Here is a 15,439-nt window from a genome sequence, read left to right as displayed (position 1 = left end):
TGGCCAGCGGCGGTTACCACAGCCACATAACTAAAAACCGCCCGCAAAACACCAGAGCACGTACAAGTTATTGATTTATATAGCTTTTTCATTGCGCAATTTTTCATCAATCTGTTGCAAGCACGGCGTGGCGCCACTTTGCGCGGCCTGGAACAGTGGTTGCCCACAAAGTTATCCACAGATTTTGTGGGTGAGCAGATGGGGCGACGGCGCGCACAGCAACGTAACGGTTTGTGACGAGGTGGGCCCTGCAAGCTGGGCCATAATCGCCGATTGCTTTCATCTGCGCGGAGAGAGATTTGCTGTCCATCATACAAGCCGCAGGCTGGCCGATCTGGCCCCTGATTGCGTGTTCCGTCCTGGGAATGGCGCTGATTTTTGAACGTTTCGTGGCCCTCAAGACGGCCCGTGTCGCCCCCCCGAAATTGCTCGATGAAGCCATCACGGTCTCGTCCAAGGCCGTGCCCACCCCCGACGTGGTGAACCAGTTGGCGCAAAACTCCGCCCTGGGCGAAGTGCTGGCCAGCGGCCTGCGCACCCTCAACAGCAACCCCCAGTGCAGCGAGACCGACCTGCGTGCCGCCATGGAAGGCGCGGGGCGCGCCGTGGCGCACCGGCTGGAAAAATACCTGTCGGCACTGGCCACCATCGCCTCGGCCGCGCCCTTGCTGGGCCTGCTGGGCACTGTGATCGGCATGATCGAGATCTTTGGCTCGCAGGCCGGCAGCGGTGGCGTGGGCCAGGCCATGGGTGGCGGCAACCCGGCCCAGCTGGCGCATGGCATCTCGATCGCGCTCTACAACACGGCTTTTGGCCTCATCGTGGCCATCCCGGCACTGATTTTCTGGCGCTACTTCCGCGCCCGGGTGGATGCCTATCTGCTCACCTTGGAGTTGGCTTCGGAACAATTTGTGCGCCACATCCTGCGTTTGCGGAAGAAGTGAAATGAACTTCCGTCCCCGCGCCAAGGAAGAGCCGGAGATCAACCTGATCCCGTTCATCGACGTGCTGCTGGTGATCCTCATCTTTCTGATGCTGACCACCACCTACAGCAAGTTCACCGAGCTGCAGCTCACGCTGCCCGTGGCCGATGCCGAGCAGCAACGCGACCACCCCAAGGAAGTCATCGTGTCCGTGGCCGCCGACGGGCGCTACGCCGTCAACAAGACGGGCGTGGACGGCAAAAGCGTGGACGCGATCGCGCAGGCCTTGCGCAGTGCCGCCACAGCGGGCCAGGGCAGTGTGGTCATCATCAGCGCCGATGCGATGGCGCCGCACCAGTCCGTGGTTTCGGTGATGGAGGCCGCGCGCCGCGTGGGCCTCACGCAGATCACGTTTGCCACGCAGTCTTCGGCTGCGGCGCGCAGCCCCAGCCGCTGACACGAATGGCTGCCCCCGGGCTGCAGCCGCCCTCGCCCAGCGCCCCCGCATTGCGGGGCGCAGCCCTCCCCCCACCCGCCTCCGGGCTCCAGAAAATCTGGCAGGCACGCGGCCCGCTCGCCTGGGTGCTGTGGCCGGTCTCGCGGGTCTACCGCACGCTGGTCGGTATGCGGCGCGGGCTTTACCGCATCGGCCTGCTGAAGGCGGAGCACCCTGGCCGCCCGGTCATCGTCGTGGGCAACGTGATTGCCGGAGGCGCAGGTAAAACCCCCGTGGTCATTGCCGTTGTCCAGCATCTGCAAGGTCTGGGCCTGCGCCCCGGCGTGGTCTCACGCGGCTACGGCCGCAGCACCACCGACTGCCGCGAGGTGACGCCCGACAGCCCCGCCCATGAGGTGGGCGATGAACCCGCCCTTATCGCGCGCAACTGCCGGGTGCCCGTGTTTGTGGCGCCTCGCCGTATCACCGCCGCCCGCGCCCTGCGGGCTGCTTACCCGGACACCGACGTGATCGTTTGCGACGATGGCCTGCAGCACCTGGCCCTGGCGCGCGATCTGGAGGTCTGCATCTTCAACGAACAGGGCGTGGGCAACGCTTTCCTGCTGCCAGCGGGGCCCCTGCGTGAGCCCTGGCCACGCGCGGTGAATTTTGTGCTGCATGCAGGGACTCTGCCGCCTGGAAGCGACCCCGCCCATGCCTATGGCCTGCAACGCCGACTGGCCCCCTATGCCTTGCGTGCGGACGGCACCCGGGTGCCGCTGTCGGACCTGCAAGGCCAGCCGCTGCATGCCGTGGCGGCCGTGGCACGCCCCGAAGTGTTCTTTGCCATGCTGCAGGCTGAGGCGCTGCAGCTGGCACACACGGAAGCCTTGCCAGATCACTATGATTTTGATAGCTGGACCCACTCATCTGACAAGCGCCACCCGCTAATTTGCACTGAAAAAGACGCTGTCAAGCTCTGGCAACACCACCCGGACGCGCTGGCCGTGCCCCTGCAATTGCACATCGACCCGGCCTTTTTCGCAGCGCTGGATGCGCGCCTGCTGGCCTTGGGCGTCCACAGGCATTAACGATTCACCGCCCAGGCCGCCGCTATCATCCTTGCCTGCCCGAACGAACCTCCTGGAAAGCGCTGTCACCATGGATCCCAAACTGCTTGAACTGCTGGTCTGCCCCGTCACCAAAGGCCCGCTGACCTACGACCGCGATGCCCAGGAACTGGTCTCCCGCAGCGCTCGCCTGGCCTATCCGGTGCGGGACGGCATCCCGGTGCTGCTCGAAAACGAAGCCCGCACGCTCACCGACGAGGAACTGGAGCAGTGAGCGCAGCAACGGATCCCGGCACGCCAGGCGCTCCGACCGCGAGCGGTCGCTTCACGGTGCTGATCCCAGCGCGCATGGCATCCAGCCGCTTGCCCGACAAACCCCTGGCCGATATCGCGGGCCTGCCCATGGTGGTGCGCGTGGCCCAGCGTGCCGCCCAAAGTGCAGCAGCCCGCGTGGTGGTGGCAGCCGATGACCCTCGCATCCTGCAGGCCTGCACCGCCCATGGCGTGCAAGCGATACTGACCCGCGCCGACCACCCCAGCGGCAGCGACCGCCTGGCCGAAGCCTGTACCCAGCTGGGTCTGGACGGGGACGACGTGGTCGTCAACGTGCAAGGCGATGAACCTTTGATAGACCCCGGCCTCATCGACGCTGTGGCAGCCCTCCTGCCCACCCGGCCGGAGGCCAGCATGGGCACCGCAGCCCACGCCATTGCGTCACTGGCCGACTACACCAACCCCAACGTGGTGAAAGTGGTGCTGGACGCGCGGGGCCTGGCCCACTACTTCAGCCGCGCGCCCATCCCTTTTGCGCGGGACCATATGGGATTGGCCTGGTGGCAAGGTGCGGCCGAGGCGGCGGCACCCGGTGTAGCAGCCCTGGCGGGGTTCGCGCCACTGCGGCATGTGGGCATCTACAGCTATCGTGCGGGCTTTCTGCGCCAATTTCCTGCCCTGACACCCGCCCCCACCGAGGCGGTGGAAGCGCTGGAGCAACTGCGCGCCCTGTGGCACGGCCACCGCATTGCGGTTCATCTGGCCAAAGCGGCCCCTGGCCCGGGCGTGGATACGCCCGAAGACCTGGAACGGGTTCGCCGCCTTTTCCGATGAGGAGCGGGCCGGTGGCGCGCGCCGCGCCGGTCCGCCGAATGCCCCGGCTATCCACCCTGCGACACCCCTGCCCAACCCGGTGCAGCATGTAAGTCAGCGCAAGGGAGTCGCATGCTATCCTCGACCGCAACGAGAGCACCGCATCCCGGGCGCACAGAACGGCTTCAGGCGCCCTTCGAACGTCCCCGCCAGCGGCGCCAACCGATTTCTAACCTTCGAGGACTTCCATGAGACTGATTTTGTTGGGCGCGCCTGGCGCCGGAAAGGGCACGCAAGCCACGTTCATCTGCCAGAAGTACGGCATCCCCCAGATCTCCACCGGCGACATGCTGCGCGCAGCCGTCAAGGCCGGCACCCCTCTGGGCCTGCAGGCCAAGGCGGTGATGGATTCGGGCGCCCTGGTCAGTGACGACATCATCATCGGTCTCGTCAAGGAGCGCATCACGCAAGCAGACTGCGCCAACGGTTTCCTGTTCGACGGCTTCCCCCGCACCATTCCCCAGGCCGATGCCATGAAGGCAGCGGGCGTCAAGCTCGACTACGTGCTCGAAATCGATGTGCCTTTTGACGCCATCATCGAACGCATGAGCGGCCGCCGCTCGCACCCCGCCAGCGGCCGCACCTACCATGTCAAGTTCAACCCGCCCAAGGTGGAAGGCAAGGACGACGTGACGGGCGAAGAGCTGATCCAGCGCGAAGACGACAAGGAAGAAACCGTCAAGAAGCGCCTGCAGGTCTACAGCGACCAGACGCGCCCGCTGGTGGACTACTACAGCAACTGGGCCCAGGCCGAACCCGAGCTGGCTCCCAAGTACCGCGCCATCAGCGGCACGGGCAGCGTGGACGAGATCACGGCACGCGCACTGCAGGCACTGGCCAGTTAAGGCTCGGGGCTATCGCCCCTTGCAACCAGCGACGCCATGGCAGCAGGGCGTCGCTTTTTTTATGCGGTGCAGGGAACAGTTTCAGGTCTTTCGCATGGCTATCCCCGGGCCATACCGATGGCTCAGGCTGGGCTGGAGCGTAAGCCGTAGGCTTTGCCATCCACAAACAGGTATTCCGCCCGCAGCAACGCGTCGCCCTTCTCTTCGCGCAGGGTAAAGCCCACCACCGATACCGCAGTGCCGGGTTTGATCTCCTGCACCTGCCAGGCCTGCATGCGGGTCAGGGGCGCCAGCTCCACTTCCCAGCGTCGATCTTTGCGGGTGGGCAAAACCGTCTTGGCCAGCAAGGCCTTGCCATCCACGGGGGACGCCTGCGCAGGCACCACACGCTGGGCCAGATCCGCAGGCAGCTTCAGCTCGGCAGGTGTCTCCAGCTCCAGCTCGGCGTGTGGATTTTGCCAGCGCACTTTGCGCACGGTGCCTTCCAGGTAGATGGGACGGTCGGGGTCAAAACTGCTCCACCCATGGTGGGCACGCGCGCCCCAGGGAATGGCCGTTGCGGCCAGGAGCACGTGGCGGCGTTGCAGGCTCATCGGTTCTCTCCTTGTCATGTCCGATCAGAGGTAAGCAATCCAGCGGCCACACACCACCACAGCCAGCCAGATCACGGTGGAACCCAGCATCTGTACCCGGGCCAGAGCATCCAGGCGAGCCAGGGAACCCCGCCCATGGAACCACGCGGCGTTGCAACCTGCAAGCATTAACAGCAGCATCTTCAAGGTGAATGCGCGGCTGGCGAGCAGTTCGGCAGGCTGTGTGGCAAACATCAAGAGGCCCGACGCCGCCGCCAGGCCAAAACCACACAATGCCAGCGACAGGCTGAGCCGCGCCAAATCCTTGACGGGCAGCGCCGCCCCACGGCCAAACACCCGCAACTCCAGCAAGACCAAATTGCCCAACAGCAAGGCAATGCCCACGATGTGCACCACCTCCAGCGCGGGGTAAGCCCACGCATGGGACTTAAGAGTTGCAAAAAACATCGGGGTGGCCTTGTTGCTCAGTGCAGCAGTTCGAGCATCAGCGAGATCCTGGCCTTCAAGGGGGATAGCCCCTGGGAGTCCGGCAATGCGTCCCCCGGCTTGGGCAGCACCTGCCCCTCGGAGCAGCGTGTGGACCGCACCACGCGCACACCCGCCTCCTGGGCACGCAGCAATGCGGCCTCCAGAGCATGGTGGATGGTGCCATTGCCCGTGCAGGCCACCACCAGCCCCTGGACCCCATCTCGCACCAGTGCGTCCACCATGGTTCCCGATGCGCCAGCGTGGCTGATGACCACTTCCACGCGGGGCCAGGCTGCGGCATTCACTACATTTTCAATAGCATTCAATGCTGGAACACCAGGCGCCAGGGGCCAATCCTGCACAAGACGGACAGCCCCCTCCTCCACCCAACCCAAAGGCCCGGCCTCGCCCGAGTTGAACGCATTCACCCGGTAGGGGTGCACCTTCTGAACCTGCCGTGCCCCATGAATTTCGCCAGCGGCGACCGCCAGCACACCCCGTGCGCCGGGCGTGACCGCCACAGCAACAGCATCCAGAAGATTCTGAGGCCCATCGGGCGTGAGCGCCGTGGCCGGGCGCATGGCACAGGTCAGCACCACGGGTTTCGCGCGGGTGTCCAGCACTTCGTGCAGAAACCACGCCGTCTCTTCCAGCGTGTCGGTTCCGTGGGTAATGACTACACCACGCACCTCGGGATCTTCCAGGTGGTGCGCACAGCGCAGCGCCAGCGCCTGCCACACCTGGCCATCCATGTCCTTGCTGTCGATCTGGGCCACCTGCTCCGCCACCAGCACGCCCCGCGCGGCCTGCTGCAATCCGGGAACAGCTGCAAGCAGCTGCCCGACCCCTACCTGCGCAGCGGTGTAGCCGATGTTGTCGCCAGCCTGCGCGGACGTGCCTGCAATGGTCCCTCCGGTGCCCAAAACCACAATTTTTTGCCCACTCACTTGCGTACTCCGAAAAACTGGTGAAAAATACAGTTACTGGATTAAAAAACAGTTGTCCATCACTGTAGCCGCCTCCACCGGAAACCACCATGCTCGACAACCCGAAACTCACTGCCCGCCAGCAACAGATTCTGGATCTCATCCAGACGGCCATTGCACGCACCGGGGCGCCCCCCACCCGTGCAGAGATCGCTGCCGAACTGGGGTTCAAGTCGGCCAACGCGGCAGAAGAACATCTCCAGGCGCTGGCGCGCAAAGGCGTGATCGAGCTGGTCAGTGGCACATCCCGTGGCATCCGGTTGCGCGGTGACACCGTGCGCTCCATCAATGCAGCACGCGGCAACCAGTTCAGCCTGCCGATTCCCGGACTCTCACAACTGGTGCTACCCCTGGTGGGGCGTGTGGCGGCAGGGTCGCCCATTCTCGCGCAGGAACACGTTGACCAAACCTACAGTGTGGAAAACAGCCTGTTCCATCACAAGCCCGATTACCTGCTCAAAGTGCGCGGTATGTCGATGCGCGATGCCGGAATCATGGATGGCGATCTGCTGGCCGTGCAGTCCACCCGCGAAGCCCGCAACGGCCAGATCATCGTGGCCCGCCTGGGAGACGATGTGACGGTCAAGCGCCTGCGCCGTACTGCGACCGCCATCGAACTGCTGCCCGAGAACCCGGATTACCCGGTCATCGTGGTGCAGCCCGGCGAACCCTTTGAGATTGAAGGGCTCGCCGTCGGCCTCATCCGCAACACCATGCTGATGTAGCCACAGCGCTCCATCGCATTCACTCATGAATTAGTTCGTTAGCTGCCGCGCTGCAGGTGGCGGGCGTTTGGCGCACTGGTAAAACCAGTACGCCAGCCCTGCGGTGCCGGTTTACTTTGCAATCCTGCCTATGTCCAACCCCCGACCTTCGGAGTTTTCACATGGGAATTGCCTTGACCACCTTTTCTGCGCTCTCCAGCACTCTGCGTACCCTGACCCACTGGCTCCACACCTTCAAGGAGCCGTCTGCAGCAGACCTGCCAGCGCCCCGCCCCCATCCCGATGACGCGGACCTGGGCCGCAGGAGCGGATCAGCAGGCACTGACAAACCCCGCCATCCATCCAACATCCCCAGCCAACGTCCACCGCGAGGCAACTGGCCCTTTACGGTCAGCCCCCAGACACCACCCACCGGAGCCACCACGCGGTTTGTGGCCACCAATACCGATGCCCGGGCGTTCATACCGCCGCCTGCCGCTACCCGCGTTGCCTGTGGATCATCCAGATTGGCAGACGGCTCAGGCTGCAGGGCTGCCAAGGTCCTGCGCAGGCTCCCCACATCGGGCGGCTCAGGCCGACTGGTGATCGCCGGCCGCATGGCCGATGTGTGCGCCGAGCTGGACCGCCTGGCTGCATCCGAGGCGGCGCTGCAAGCCTGTTGAGCCCAAGGCATGCACCACCCAGCGATCCATTGACTGCTTTGTATATGGAGGATGCCGCCTGATCGCTGTGGACGGCGCTTGTCGAGGTCGCCAACACTCCGTCACCAAAAGCCCCATCCTTTCCTGTGCCAGGGGGCGGTCCGGTATGAAACGACCGGCGTGGCCAAGGCACAATGTCGGGATGAACATTGTGATCCTCGACGACTACCAGGACGCAGTCCGCAAGCTCCACTGCGCATCCCGGCTTGACGCGTACACCGCCAAGGTCTACACCAACACCGTCAAAGGGCTGGGCCAGCTGTCCGTCCGCCTCAAAGACGCTGACATCATCGTGCTTGTGCGGGAGCGCACCCAGATCACCCGTCAACTGGTGGAGAAACTTCCCCGTCTCAAGCTCATCGCGCAAACCGGCAAGATCGGCAATCACATTGATGTAGCTGCCTGTACGGAACGTGGGATTGCAGTGGCAGAAGGCATAGGCTCACCCGTGGCCCCCGCAGAGCTGACGTGGGCACTTGTCATGGCCGCAATGCGCCGACTGCCGCAGTACATCTCCAACCTCAAGCATGGCGCCTGGCAACAATCAGGGCTGAAGACGGCGTCCATGCCTCCCAATTTTGGCCTTGGCAGCGTGCTGCGGGGCAAAACGCTGGGTATCTGGGGTTATGGCCGCATTGGCCAATTGGTGGCGGGCTACGGGCGTGCTTTTGGAATGAATGTCCGCATTTGGGGGCGTGAGGCATCACGCGCCCAGGCCTTGACGGATGGATACCAGGCTGCCACCACGCGCGAGGAGTTTTTCTCGCAATGCGATGTGATCTCGCTCCACCTTCGGCTCAACGACGAAACGCGCGGCATCGTCTCACTCGAAGATCTGTCTTGCATGAAGCCCACCTCCCTGCTGGTCAACACTTCGCGTGCCGAGCTGATTGAGACCGATGCCCTGATTGCCGCCCTGAACCGGGGCCGCCCCGGCATGGCCGCTGTCGATGTATTCGAGAGCGAACCCATCCTTCAGGGCCATGCCCTGCTGCGGCTGGAGAACTGCATTTGCACGCCCCACATTGGCTATGTAGAGCAAGACAGCTATGAGCTTTATTTTGGTGCAGCGTTCGACAATGTGGTGAATTTCATCAAAGGCACTCCCACCAACATCGTGAATCCAGGCGCACTGCAGGTGCGGCGTTAATTTGGCGCAAAAATCGGGCACATCCATCCTCGCTATTGCGGGAAGCAACAAGACTGGAAGCTCCTGACCTCAGTACGATTGCACCTTCTGCTGCGCCTAGCGCCGGTTTTGGTCATCGCCCGAGTCTTTAACAAACTCCAGCTCCTGGGCATTGAGCAGCCAAGCAGAACAACCTGCTCACCCCACCTAGCTGCATTTGAACAACAAAAAAGGGCTTCCCAAAGGAAGCCCTTTTGTTTGGCGCTCTCCAAAGCCAAAAAGACCTTGAAGAGCCAGACCACTCCGATTACAGAGGGGTCTTCTTGCCGTCCTTGTAGACGTACAGAGTGATGGCGGGGTTCTTCATTTCGCCATTGGGTTCAAAAGCGATGGTGGAGGTCACACCCTTGAAGTTGGACTTGGCCAGTTCGTTCACATACACCTTGGGGTCCACGGAGTTGGCGCGCTTCATAGCGTCCACCAGCAGGAACGTGGCGTCGTAGGTGTAGGGGCTGTAGACCTGGAACTGGTTGGGGTACTTGGCATCGTACTTGGCCTTCCAGGCCGTGCCGCCGGGCATCTTGGCCAGCGAAGAGCCGCCTTCAGCACAGATCACGTTGCCCAGGGTCTTGGCACCCGCTGCGAGCTTGGCGATTTCAGACGTGCAGACGCCGTCACCACCGAAGTACTTGACGTTGCCCATGCCCAGTTGTTCCATCTGGCGCAGCATGGGGCCGGCTTGAGGGTCCATACCGCCGTAGAACACTGCATCAGGGTTCTTGGACTTGATGGCCGTCAGGATGGCCATGAAGTCGGTTGCCTTGTCGGTCGTGAACTGCTCGTCCACCACTTTCATGCCCTTGGCAGTGGCAGTCTTCTTGAACACGTCTGCCACACCTTGGCCGTAAGCGGTACGGTCGTCAATGATGGCAACGGTCTTCAGCTTGAGCGTATCCACAGCGTAGAACGCCAGGCCAGCGCCCAGGGCGTTGTCATTGGCGATGATACGGAATGTGGTCTTGTAGCCAGGCTTGGTCAGGTTGGGGTTGGTCGCAGCGCCCGTCACCATCGGGATGCCGCAGTCGTTGTAGACCTTGGAAGCAGGAATGGTGGTACCGGAGTTGAGGTGGCCGACAACGCCTGCAACTTTGGAGTCGCACAGCTTTTGTGCAGCGGCCGTGCCCTGCTTTGGATCGGCAGCGTCATCTTCAGCTTGAAGTTCGAACTTGATCTTCTTGCCGCCGATGGTGATGCCTTGAGCGTTCAGCTCTTCAATGGCCATGCGGGCGCCATTTTCGTTGTCCTTGCCGTAGTGGGCTTGGGCGCCGGAAACCGGAGCCACATGGCCGATCTTGACCACCTGCTCTTGTGCAGAGGCCACACCAGCAACAGCCGCGATAGCAGCAACCACGGTCAGTTTCAACTTCAATTGCATATCAAATCTCCAGTAAAGATAAACGCTGAGAATCTTCTTGTGTCTCAACGCAGGCGAACATATCGCAATTTACGGGCCAGATCATTAGGGAACACGATTAAACGCGAGAGAAACCACAGGGGAATACCCTGTCATCCCTTTGGCACCGAGGACGCGCCACTGGCCAGCTCGTCCGCCACCGCCTCGTACACGGCATGCCGGACCACGGATTCAATCTCTTCACGCAGTCGCGGCAGCACCGATCGTGTCTGCTCCTGCACCACGGTGGCGATGGCTTCACGCAAACGTTGATCCAGCACAACGTCCACACGCTGCATGACCCTGTGCACCATGTACTCCTCCATGCCTTCCGGCAGTGGCCGGGTGAGCTGCGGTCTGGGCGTCTTTGAAGACCCGAGGGTCGACGCGAGAGATGCAGGCGAAGACGAAGACGCGGGAGCCACTGCCGCCGCAACGGGAGCTCGGTGAACCAATGGAGCGGGCGCACTCTGCATAGGCGCTGGTGCAGCCGGGCGTGGCGCCATCACTGCAGGCGGGCGGGCACTGGGCAGAGGGGGGCTCAGCGGTCGTGTCGCAGGCTGCGCTGCTGTCGGGCTGGGTCTTGCAGCGGGCAACGCGGACGGAGACATGACCGTGGTGCGCAATGGTGCAGAGGACGCCGGCGGCAGAGGCGCGGAGTCCGGCACCTGCACCACTTCGGTGAGGGTGGGAACGAAGCGCGGGGGCGTTTTGGGAGGAGGCAGCGCCATCAGCCAGCTTTCAGCACCAAGTCGTGGCGGGTGATGGCATAGCCGCGCGATGCATAGTGGCGCCAGCGCGCCCGGGCCTCGCCGCGATCCAACTCATCCTGCGCACTCACCACTTCCACCAACCGATCAAACCGGCCAAATCCCTCCGGCACCTCCGCGTGCAGGTTCAGTAGCACTTCATGGTGCGGGGCAGACCGGGCATCGACAGTCAGCAACACGGGAGACGCATGGACTAGGTCTTCATCAGCATCGCCAAGGCAATGGGCCACAAAGTCCTGCGGAGCAAGGACCCAGAGCATGCGGTCCAGCGTCGCCAAGGTGTCGGGCGGCGCCGCAATCACCAGGCGGGCCCCGCTGCGCTGCACCTTGCGCGCAAAGCGGCATGCGTAGGCCAGCTTGTCCGGCGCATTGAAATGAAACGCAACCTCGGTCATGGCACGCTCAGGCCGTCTTGGTGCGCACGGAGCGTTTTGCCGCCGCAGGCTTTGAAACCGGCTTGGCGGCAATGGCCTGGCCCATCAGATAGTGCACCAGAAGTCCCACCGGCCGCCCTGTGGCACCTTTGGCGGCGCCACCCTTCCAGGCCGTGCCAGCGATATCCAGGTGCGCCCATGGCATGTCGCCCACGTACTTTTGCAGGAACTTCGCGGCGGTGATGGAACCCCCCGCACGGCCGGCTACATTGCCCATGTCGGCGAAATTGCTCTTGAGACCATCGGCATAGTCGTCGTCCAGCGGCATGCGCCAGCAAGGGTCCTGGGCAGACTCGCCAGCCTGCTGCAATGCGGATGCCAGGGGATCGTTGTTGGCGAACAGACCACTGCGCACACCACCGAGCGCAATCACGCAGGCGCCGGTCAGGGTGGCGATGTCCACCACGGCGGCAGGCTTGAAGCGGGCGGCGTAGGTGAGCGCATCGCACAGCACCAGACGGCCTTCGGCGTCGGTGTTCAGGATTTCGATGGTCTGACCGCTCATGCTCGTGACCACGTCTCCCGGCTTGACGGCACGGCCATCGGGCATGTTCTCGCAGGCGGGTATCAGCCCCACCACATTGATCGAGGGCTGCAACTCTCCCAGAGCGCGAAAGGTGCCCAGCACGCTGGCAGCGCCGCACATGTCGAACTTCATCTCGTCCATCTCCGGGGCAGGCTTGATGGAGATGCCCCCGGTATCGAACGTAATGCCCTTGCCCACCAGCACGATGGGAGCCTGGTCTTTGGCCGCGCCGTTGTAGCGCAATTCGATGAATCTCAGGGGTTCCTCGGAACCCCTTGCCACAGCGAGGAAGGCGCCCATGCCCAACCGGGCCACTTCGGCCGGGCCGTGGACCTTGCACTGGATGCGGGGCAGCTTGCTCAGGGTCTTGGCGGCATCGGCGAGCAGGGTGGGGGTGGCATGGTTGGCGGGGCGATTGCCCCATTCCCGCGCAAACTCAACCCCAGCCACCAGCGCCACACCGGCGTCGAAGTCCTCGCGCACATCCGGGGCGGTGGGTACACCCACCACGCAGCGGCTCAGGCTGCGTGCCTCCACCTTGGTCTTGGTGGTAGTGTAGACATAGCTCACTTCGGCCACAGCCTGCACAGCGGCGCTGACAGAAGCGGCTTGCACGGCTCCGGCAAAACACAACACCACCCGTTTGGTCTGCGGCGCCTTGACGGCACCCCCCACCGCCTGCAGCGCCTGGCGGGTGGCACGGGCAGATCCGTCACCCTGCCCCACCAACACTACGCGACGGGCGGCAACGGCAGGCACCTGGTACAGCTGCAGGTGCTTGCCCGCCTTCGTGGCCAGATCCCCGTTCTTGAGCGCCAGGGCCGCCAGGGCGGACAGCGCATCCTTGCCGGGCTTGAAGCCCTCAGGGAGCAGCACAACCAGCAGGTCGCATTTCTCTGAAGCTGCCGCAGCAAGGTCAAGGGTCTTGAGATCAAAGTTCATAATCGGTGTTTTCCTTTTGAGCGTGCTATGCACTTTGAAATGCACGCAAAAGTGCATAGCGCGCTCCTAGCCAATGTTATTCGATTCATCCATCCGCAAGGAGCTGGCGCGCAGCTTTGGCGCGACGCTCGTGGTGCTGGTGACCGTGGTCATGACCATGATGCTCATCCGCACCCTGGGACAGGCATCCAAGGGCAGCGTGAGCCCTTCCGATGTGATGCTGGTCATGGGCTTCACGGTGCTGGGGCAGTTGCCCACCATCTTGAGCCTGAGCCTCTTCATCGCTGTGGTCGGCACACTTTCGCGCATGTACCGTGACAGCGAAATGGTCATCTGGTTTGCCAGCGGCCGTGGCCTCATCAGCCTGCTGCGGCCCTTGCTGCGTTTTGCGTGGCCGGTCATGGTGGTCATTGCTGTGCTGTCGCTGCTGGTGTGGCCCTGGGCCAACTCCCAGATTCAGGAACTCAAGACGCGCTACGAACAACGCAGCGACATCGACCGCATCGCGCCCGGCGAATTCCAGGAATCCTCCAACGGCAGCCGGGTGTTCTTCATCGACAAGGACAGCCCCGACACGCAGGCTGGCAACAACATCTTCATCGCAGCCACCGACGGCGCCCGCGAATCCGTGACCTCTGCGCGCAGCGCGCGGCTGGAGACACGGGGCGGCGAGCGCATGGCGGTGCTGAGCGAAGGCCAGCGCCTGGAGACCTCGCGCGACAAGCCCGGCGTCAAGATCAGCGAGTTCTCCGAATACGGCACCCGCATTGGGTCGGCACCTGCAGGCTCGGCGGAAGAACTGTCTGTGAAGACCCGCGCCACGCACGAGCTGCTGATGCAACCCTTGCCCGCCTACCGCGCCGAGCTGGGCTGGCGCCTGGGGCTGGCGCTGGCCGCCATCAACTTCGTCGTGCTGGGCCTGGCCGTGGCCAGCGTCAACCCGCGCGCTGCGCGCAGCACCAGCCTGGTGTTCGCGCTTTTTGCCTTCATCGTGTACTACAACCTCATGACGCTGGGACAAAGCTGGGTGGGTGCGGGCCGGTTGGGCCTGCTGAGCTTCATGGTGCTGCTGCATGGCGGCATGCTGACCATGTCGCTGCTGATCCTGGCTGCGCGCCACAACCACTGGACCGTGCGGCGGCTCTGGCAGCCCCGTCCGACCAGGAGCCCCGCATGAAAACCATTCGCCGCCTGATCCACCGCGAAGCCCTGTTCGCCGTGGCCTTTGTCACCGCCGGATTTCTGGCGCTGTTTTTCTTTTTTGACCTGGTGGACGAACTGCGCTGGGTGGGCCGCACCGGCGCCGAGGGCTACCAGCTCTCGCATGCTTTCCTGTTCGTGGTGCTGAGCATTCCCAGCCACCTGTACGAATTGCTGCCCATTACCGTGCTCATCGGCACCATCTTCGTGATGGCTCGGCTCGCCCAAAGCTCCGAATTCACCATCATGCGCACCAGCGGCATGGGCCCGTGGCGTGCCTTGCGCACCTTGGTGGCGCTGGGGGGCTTCTTTGTACTGTTGACCTTTGCGGTAGGCGACTACATTGCGCCGCTGACCGACCGCGCCGCCCAGCTCGTCAAGGTGCGATACCTGGGGCGCCTGACCACTGGCGCCACGGGCGCCTGGCTCAAAGAGCGCCAGGACGACCACTCCTATGCCGTGAACGTGCGCGCCCTCACACCCAATGGCGGCATGCTGGACGTGCGTATCTTTGAATTCGATGCCAAGGGCCGGCTCGCCTCGCAGACGCGGGCCGCATCCGGCCAGTTTGGGCCTGACGGTGCGTGGAACCTGGAGCAAGTGCAGCGCAGCCGCTTCGAACAGCGCGGCAACGACGAGGCGCGTGTGGAGCACCTGGATGCACCCACCCTGCAGTGGCCCACCCGCATCAGCGCCGACATGGTGGCCGCCTCGCTGCTCAAACCCGACCGCATGGCCACCATCGACCTCTTCCAGTACATCCGCCACCTCGACGCCAACGGCCAGTCTGCCCAGCGGTACGAAATCGAGTTCTGGCGCAAGGTTTTCTACCCGCTCAGTTGCCTGGTGATGGTGGTGCTGGCCCTGCCTTTTGCCTACCTGCATTTCCGCTCGGGCGGCATTGCGGGCTATGTGTTTGGCGGCGTCATGGCGGGCATCAGCTTCTTCTTGCTGAACAACGTGTTCGGCTATGCAGGCAACCTGCAGAACTGGTCGCCCTGGCTCACCGCCGCCGCGCCTGGGCTCATCTATTCCGTGCTGTCGCTAGCCGCCTTCGGCTGGCTGGTGCTTCGCCGGTAAAATTTTTTTAAG

18 protein-coding genes are annotated in these 15,439 nt (G+C 63.4%); 11 read left to right on the top strand and 7 right to left on the bottom strand.

The window, feature by feature from the left end:
• Nucleotides 1-299 precede the first annotated feature (299 nt).
• The 6 genes from ACQ4MJ_RS07325 (at nucleotide 300) to adk (ending at nucleotide 4,420) form a co-directional block, all read left to right on the top strand.
• Nucleotides 300-944, top strand: coding sequence for a MotA/TolQ/ExbB proton channel family protein (locus ACQ4MJ_RS07325; protein WP_055396044.1), 645 nt, complete (start codon nucleotides 300-302; stop codon nucleotides 942-944).
• Nucleotide 945: 1 nt separating this feature from the next.
• Nucleotides 946-1,380: an ExbD/TolR family protein gene (locus tag ACQ4MJ_RS07320; RefSeq protein WP_176886095.1), complete on the top strand. Its 435-nt coding sequence runs from the start codon at nucleotides 946-948 to the stop codon at nucleotides 1,378-1,380.
• Nucleotides 1,381-1,385: 5 nt separating this feature from the next.
• Nucleotides 1,386-2,450 (top strand): tetraacyldisaccharide 4'-kinase, encoded by a 1,065-nt coding sequence (gene lpxK / locus ACQ4MJ_RS07315; RefSeq protein ID WP_431149395.1) that lies wholly within the window; start codon nucleotides 1,386-1,388, stop codon nucleotides 2,448-2,450.
• Between the two features lie 70 nt (nucleotides 2,451-2,520).
• A complete protein-coding gene (locus ACQ4MJ_RS07310) occupies nucleotides 2,521-2,703 on the top strand; it encodes a Trm112 family protein (RefSeq protein ID WP_010458810.1) in 183 nt (60 codons plus the stop codon).
• Nucleotides 2,700-3,536, top strand: coding sequence for a 3-deoxy-manno-octulosonate cytidylyltransferase (gene kdsB, locus ACQ4MJ_RS07305; RefSeq protein WP_431173697.1), 837 nt, complete (start codon nucleotides 2,700-2,702; stop codon nucleotides 3,534-3,536). Before ACQ4MJ_RS07310 ends, kdsB begins: the two co-directional genes overlap by 4 nt.
• A gap of 227 nt (nucleotides 3,537-3,763) precedes the next feature.
• Nucleotides 3,764-4,420, top strand: coding sequence for an adenylate kinase (adk, locus tag ACQ4MJ_RS07300; RefSeq protein ID WP_121420288.1), 657 nt, complete (start codon nucleotides 3,764-3,766; stop codon nucleotides 4,418-4,420).
• 122 nt (nucleotides 4,421-4,542) lie between these two features.
• Here the strand turns inward: adk and ACQ4MJ_RS07295 are convergent, their stop codons facing one another.
• Genes ACQ4MJ_RS07295 through ACQ4MJ_RS07285 form a run of 3 tightly spaced genes read right to left on the bottom strand, consistent with a single transcriptional unit; the run spans nucleotide 4,543 to nucleotide 6,428 of the window.
• Nucleotides 4,543-5,013, bottom strand: coding sequence for a DUF6152 family protein (locus ACQ4MJ_RS07295; RefSeq protein WP_431149396.1), 471 nt, complete (start codon nucleotides 5,011-5,013; stop codon nucleotides 4,543-4,545).
• 24 nt (nucleotides 5,014-5,037) lie between these two features.
• The gene (locus tag ACQ4MJ_RS07290) at nucleotides 5,038-5,460 is read right to left on the bottom strand and encodes a hypothetical protein (RefSeq protein WP_121420290.1); all 423 of its coding nucleotides are present in this window, start codon (nucleotides 5,458-5,460) and stop codon (nucleotides 5,038-5,040) included.
• Between the two features lie 17 nt (nucleotides 5,461-5,477).
• Nucleotides 5,478-6,428 carry an asparaginase gene (locus ACQ4MJ_RS07285; protein ID WP_431149397.1) on the bottom strand — a complete coding sequence of 317 codons (951 nt, stop codon included), beginning with the start codon at nucleotides 6,426-6,428 and terminating at the stop codon, nucleotides 5,478-5,480.
• A gap of 89 nt (nucleotides 6,429-6,517) precedes the next feature.
• Between ACQ4MJ_RS07285 and lexA the strand changes: the two genes are divergently transcribed.
• The 3 genes from lexA to ACQ4MJ_RS07270 all read left to right on the top strand — a co-directional run bounded on the left by lexA (nucleotide 6,518) and on the right by ACQ4MJ_RS07270 (nucleotide 9,043).
• Entirely contained in the window at nucleotides 6,518-7,192 is a 675-nt protein-coding gene (gene lexA, locus ACQ4MJ_RS07280) for a transcriptional repressor LexA (protein WP_176886099.1), read from the top strand.
• Nucleotides 7,193-7,365: 173 nt separating this feature from the next.
• Nucleotides 7,366-7,854, top strand: coding sequence for a hypothetical protein (locus ACQ4MJ_RS07275; protein WP_431149399.1), 489 nt, complete (start codon nucleotides 7,366-7,368; stop codon nucleotides 7,852-7,854).
• Nucleotides 7,855-8,035: 181 nt separating this feature from the next.
• Nucleotides 8,036-9,043: a D-2-hydroxyacid dehydrogenase family protein gene (locus ACQ4MJ_RS07270; protein ID WP_055396027.1), complete on the top strand. Its 1,008-nt coding sequence runs from the start codon at nucleotides 8,036-8,038 to the stop codon at nucleotides 9,041-9,043.
• A gap of 286 nt (nucleotides 9,044-9,329) precedes the next feature.
• Here the strand turns inward: ACQ4MJ_RS07270 and ACQ4MJ_RS07265 are convergent, their stop codons facing one another.
• The 4 genes from ACQ4MJ_RS07265 to ACQ4MJ_RS07250 all read right to left on the bottom strand — a co-directional run bounded on the left by ACQ4MJ_RS07265 (nucleotide 9,330) and on the right by ACQ4MJ_RS07250 (nucleotide 13,147).
• A complete protein-coding gene (locus tag ACQ4MJ_RS07265; protein ID WP_121420293.1) occupies nucleotides 9,330-10,457 on the bottom strand; it encodes a branched-chain amino acid ABC transporter substrate-binding protein in 1,128 nt (375 codons plus the stop codon).
• 131 nt (nucleotides 10,458-10,588) lie between these two features.
• The gene (locus ACQ4MJ_RS07260; RefSeq protein ID WP_431149400.1) at nucleotides 10,589-10,789 is read right to left on the bottom strand and encodes a hypothetical protein; all 201 of its coding nucleotides are present in this window, start codon (nucleotides 10,787-10,789) and stop codon (nucleotides 10,589-10,591) included.
• A 416-nt stretch (nucleotides 10,790-11,205) separates the two neighbouring features.
• Nucleotides 11,206-11,640 (bottom strand): DNA polymerase III subunit chi, encoded by a 435-nt coding sequence (locus tag ACQ4MJ_RS07255; protein ID WP_431149401.1) that lies wholly within the window; start codon nucleotides 11,638-11,640, stop codon nucleotides 11,206-11,208.
• 7 nt (nucleotides 11,641-11,647) lie between these two features.
• Nucleotides 11,648-13,147, bottom strand: a complete 1,500-nt coding sequence (locus tag ACQ4MJ_RS07250; RefSeq protein ID WP_431149402.1) for a leucyl aminopeptidase — start codon at nucleotides 13,145-13,147, stop codon at nucleotides 11,648-11,650.
• Between the two features lie 73 nt (nucleotides 13,148-13,220).
• Between ACQ4MJ_RS07250 and lptF the strand changes: the two genes are divergently transcribed.
• Both lptF and lptG read left to right on the top strand, forming a co-directional pair.
• Nucleotides 13,221-14,324, top strand: a complete 1,104-nt coding sequence (lptF, locus tag ACQ4MJ_RS07245) for an LPS export ABC transporter permease LptF (RefSeq protein ID WP_055396020.1) — start codon at nucleotides 13,221-13,223, stop codon at nucleotides 14,322-14,324.
• Nucleotides 14,321-15,427 (top strand): LPS export ABC transporter permease LptG, encoded by a 1,107-nt coding sequence (lptG, locus tag ACQ4MJ_RS07240; protein ID WP_055396018.1) that lies wholly within the window; start codon nucleotides 14,321-14,323, stop codon nucleotides 15,425-15,427. The genes lptF and lptG overlap by 4 nt, the downstream gene beginning before the upstream one ends.
• Nucleotides 15,428-15,439: the final 12 nt, after the last annotated feature.

This window comes from Acidovorax facilis, from assembly GCF_050626955.1.
GTDB classification, from domain to species: Bacteria; Pseudomonadota; Gammaproteobacteria; order Burkholderiales; family Burkholderiaceae_C; genus Acidovorax; species Acidovorax facilis.
Note: the sequence above shows the minus strand (reverse complement) of the source record. Positions and strands in the feature narration are given on the sequence as shown.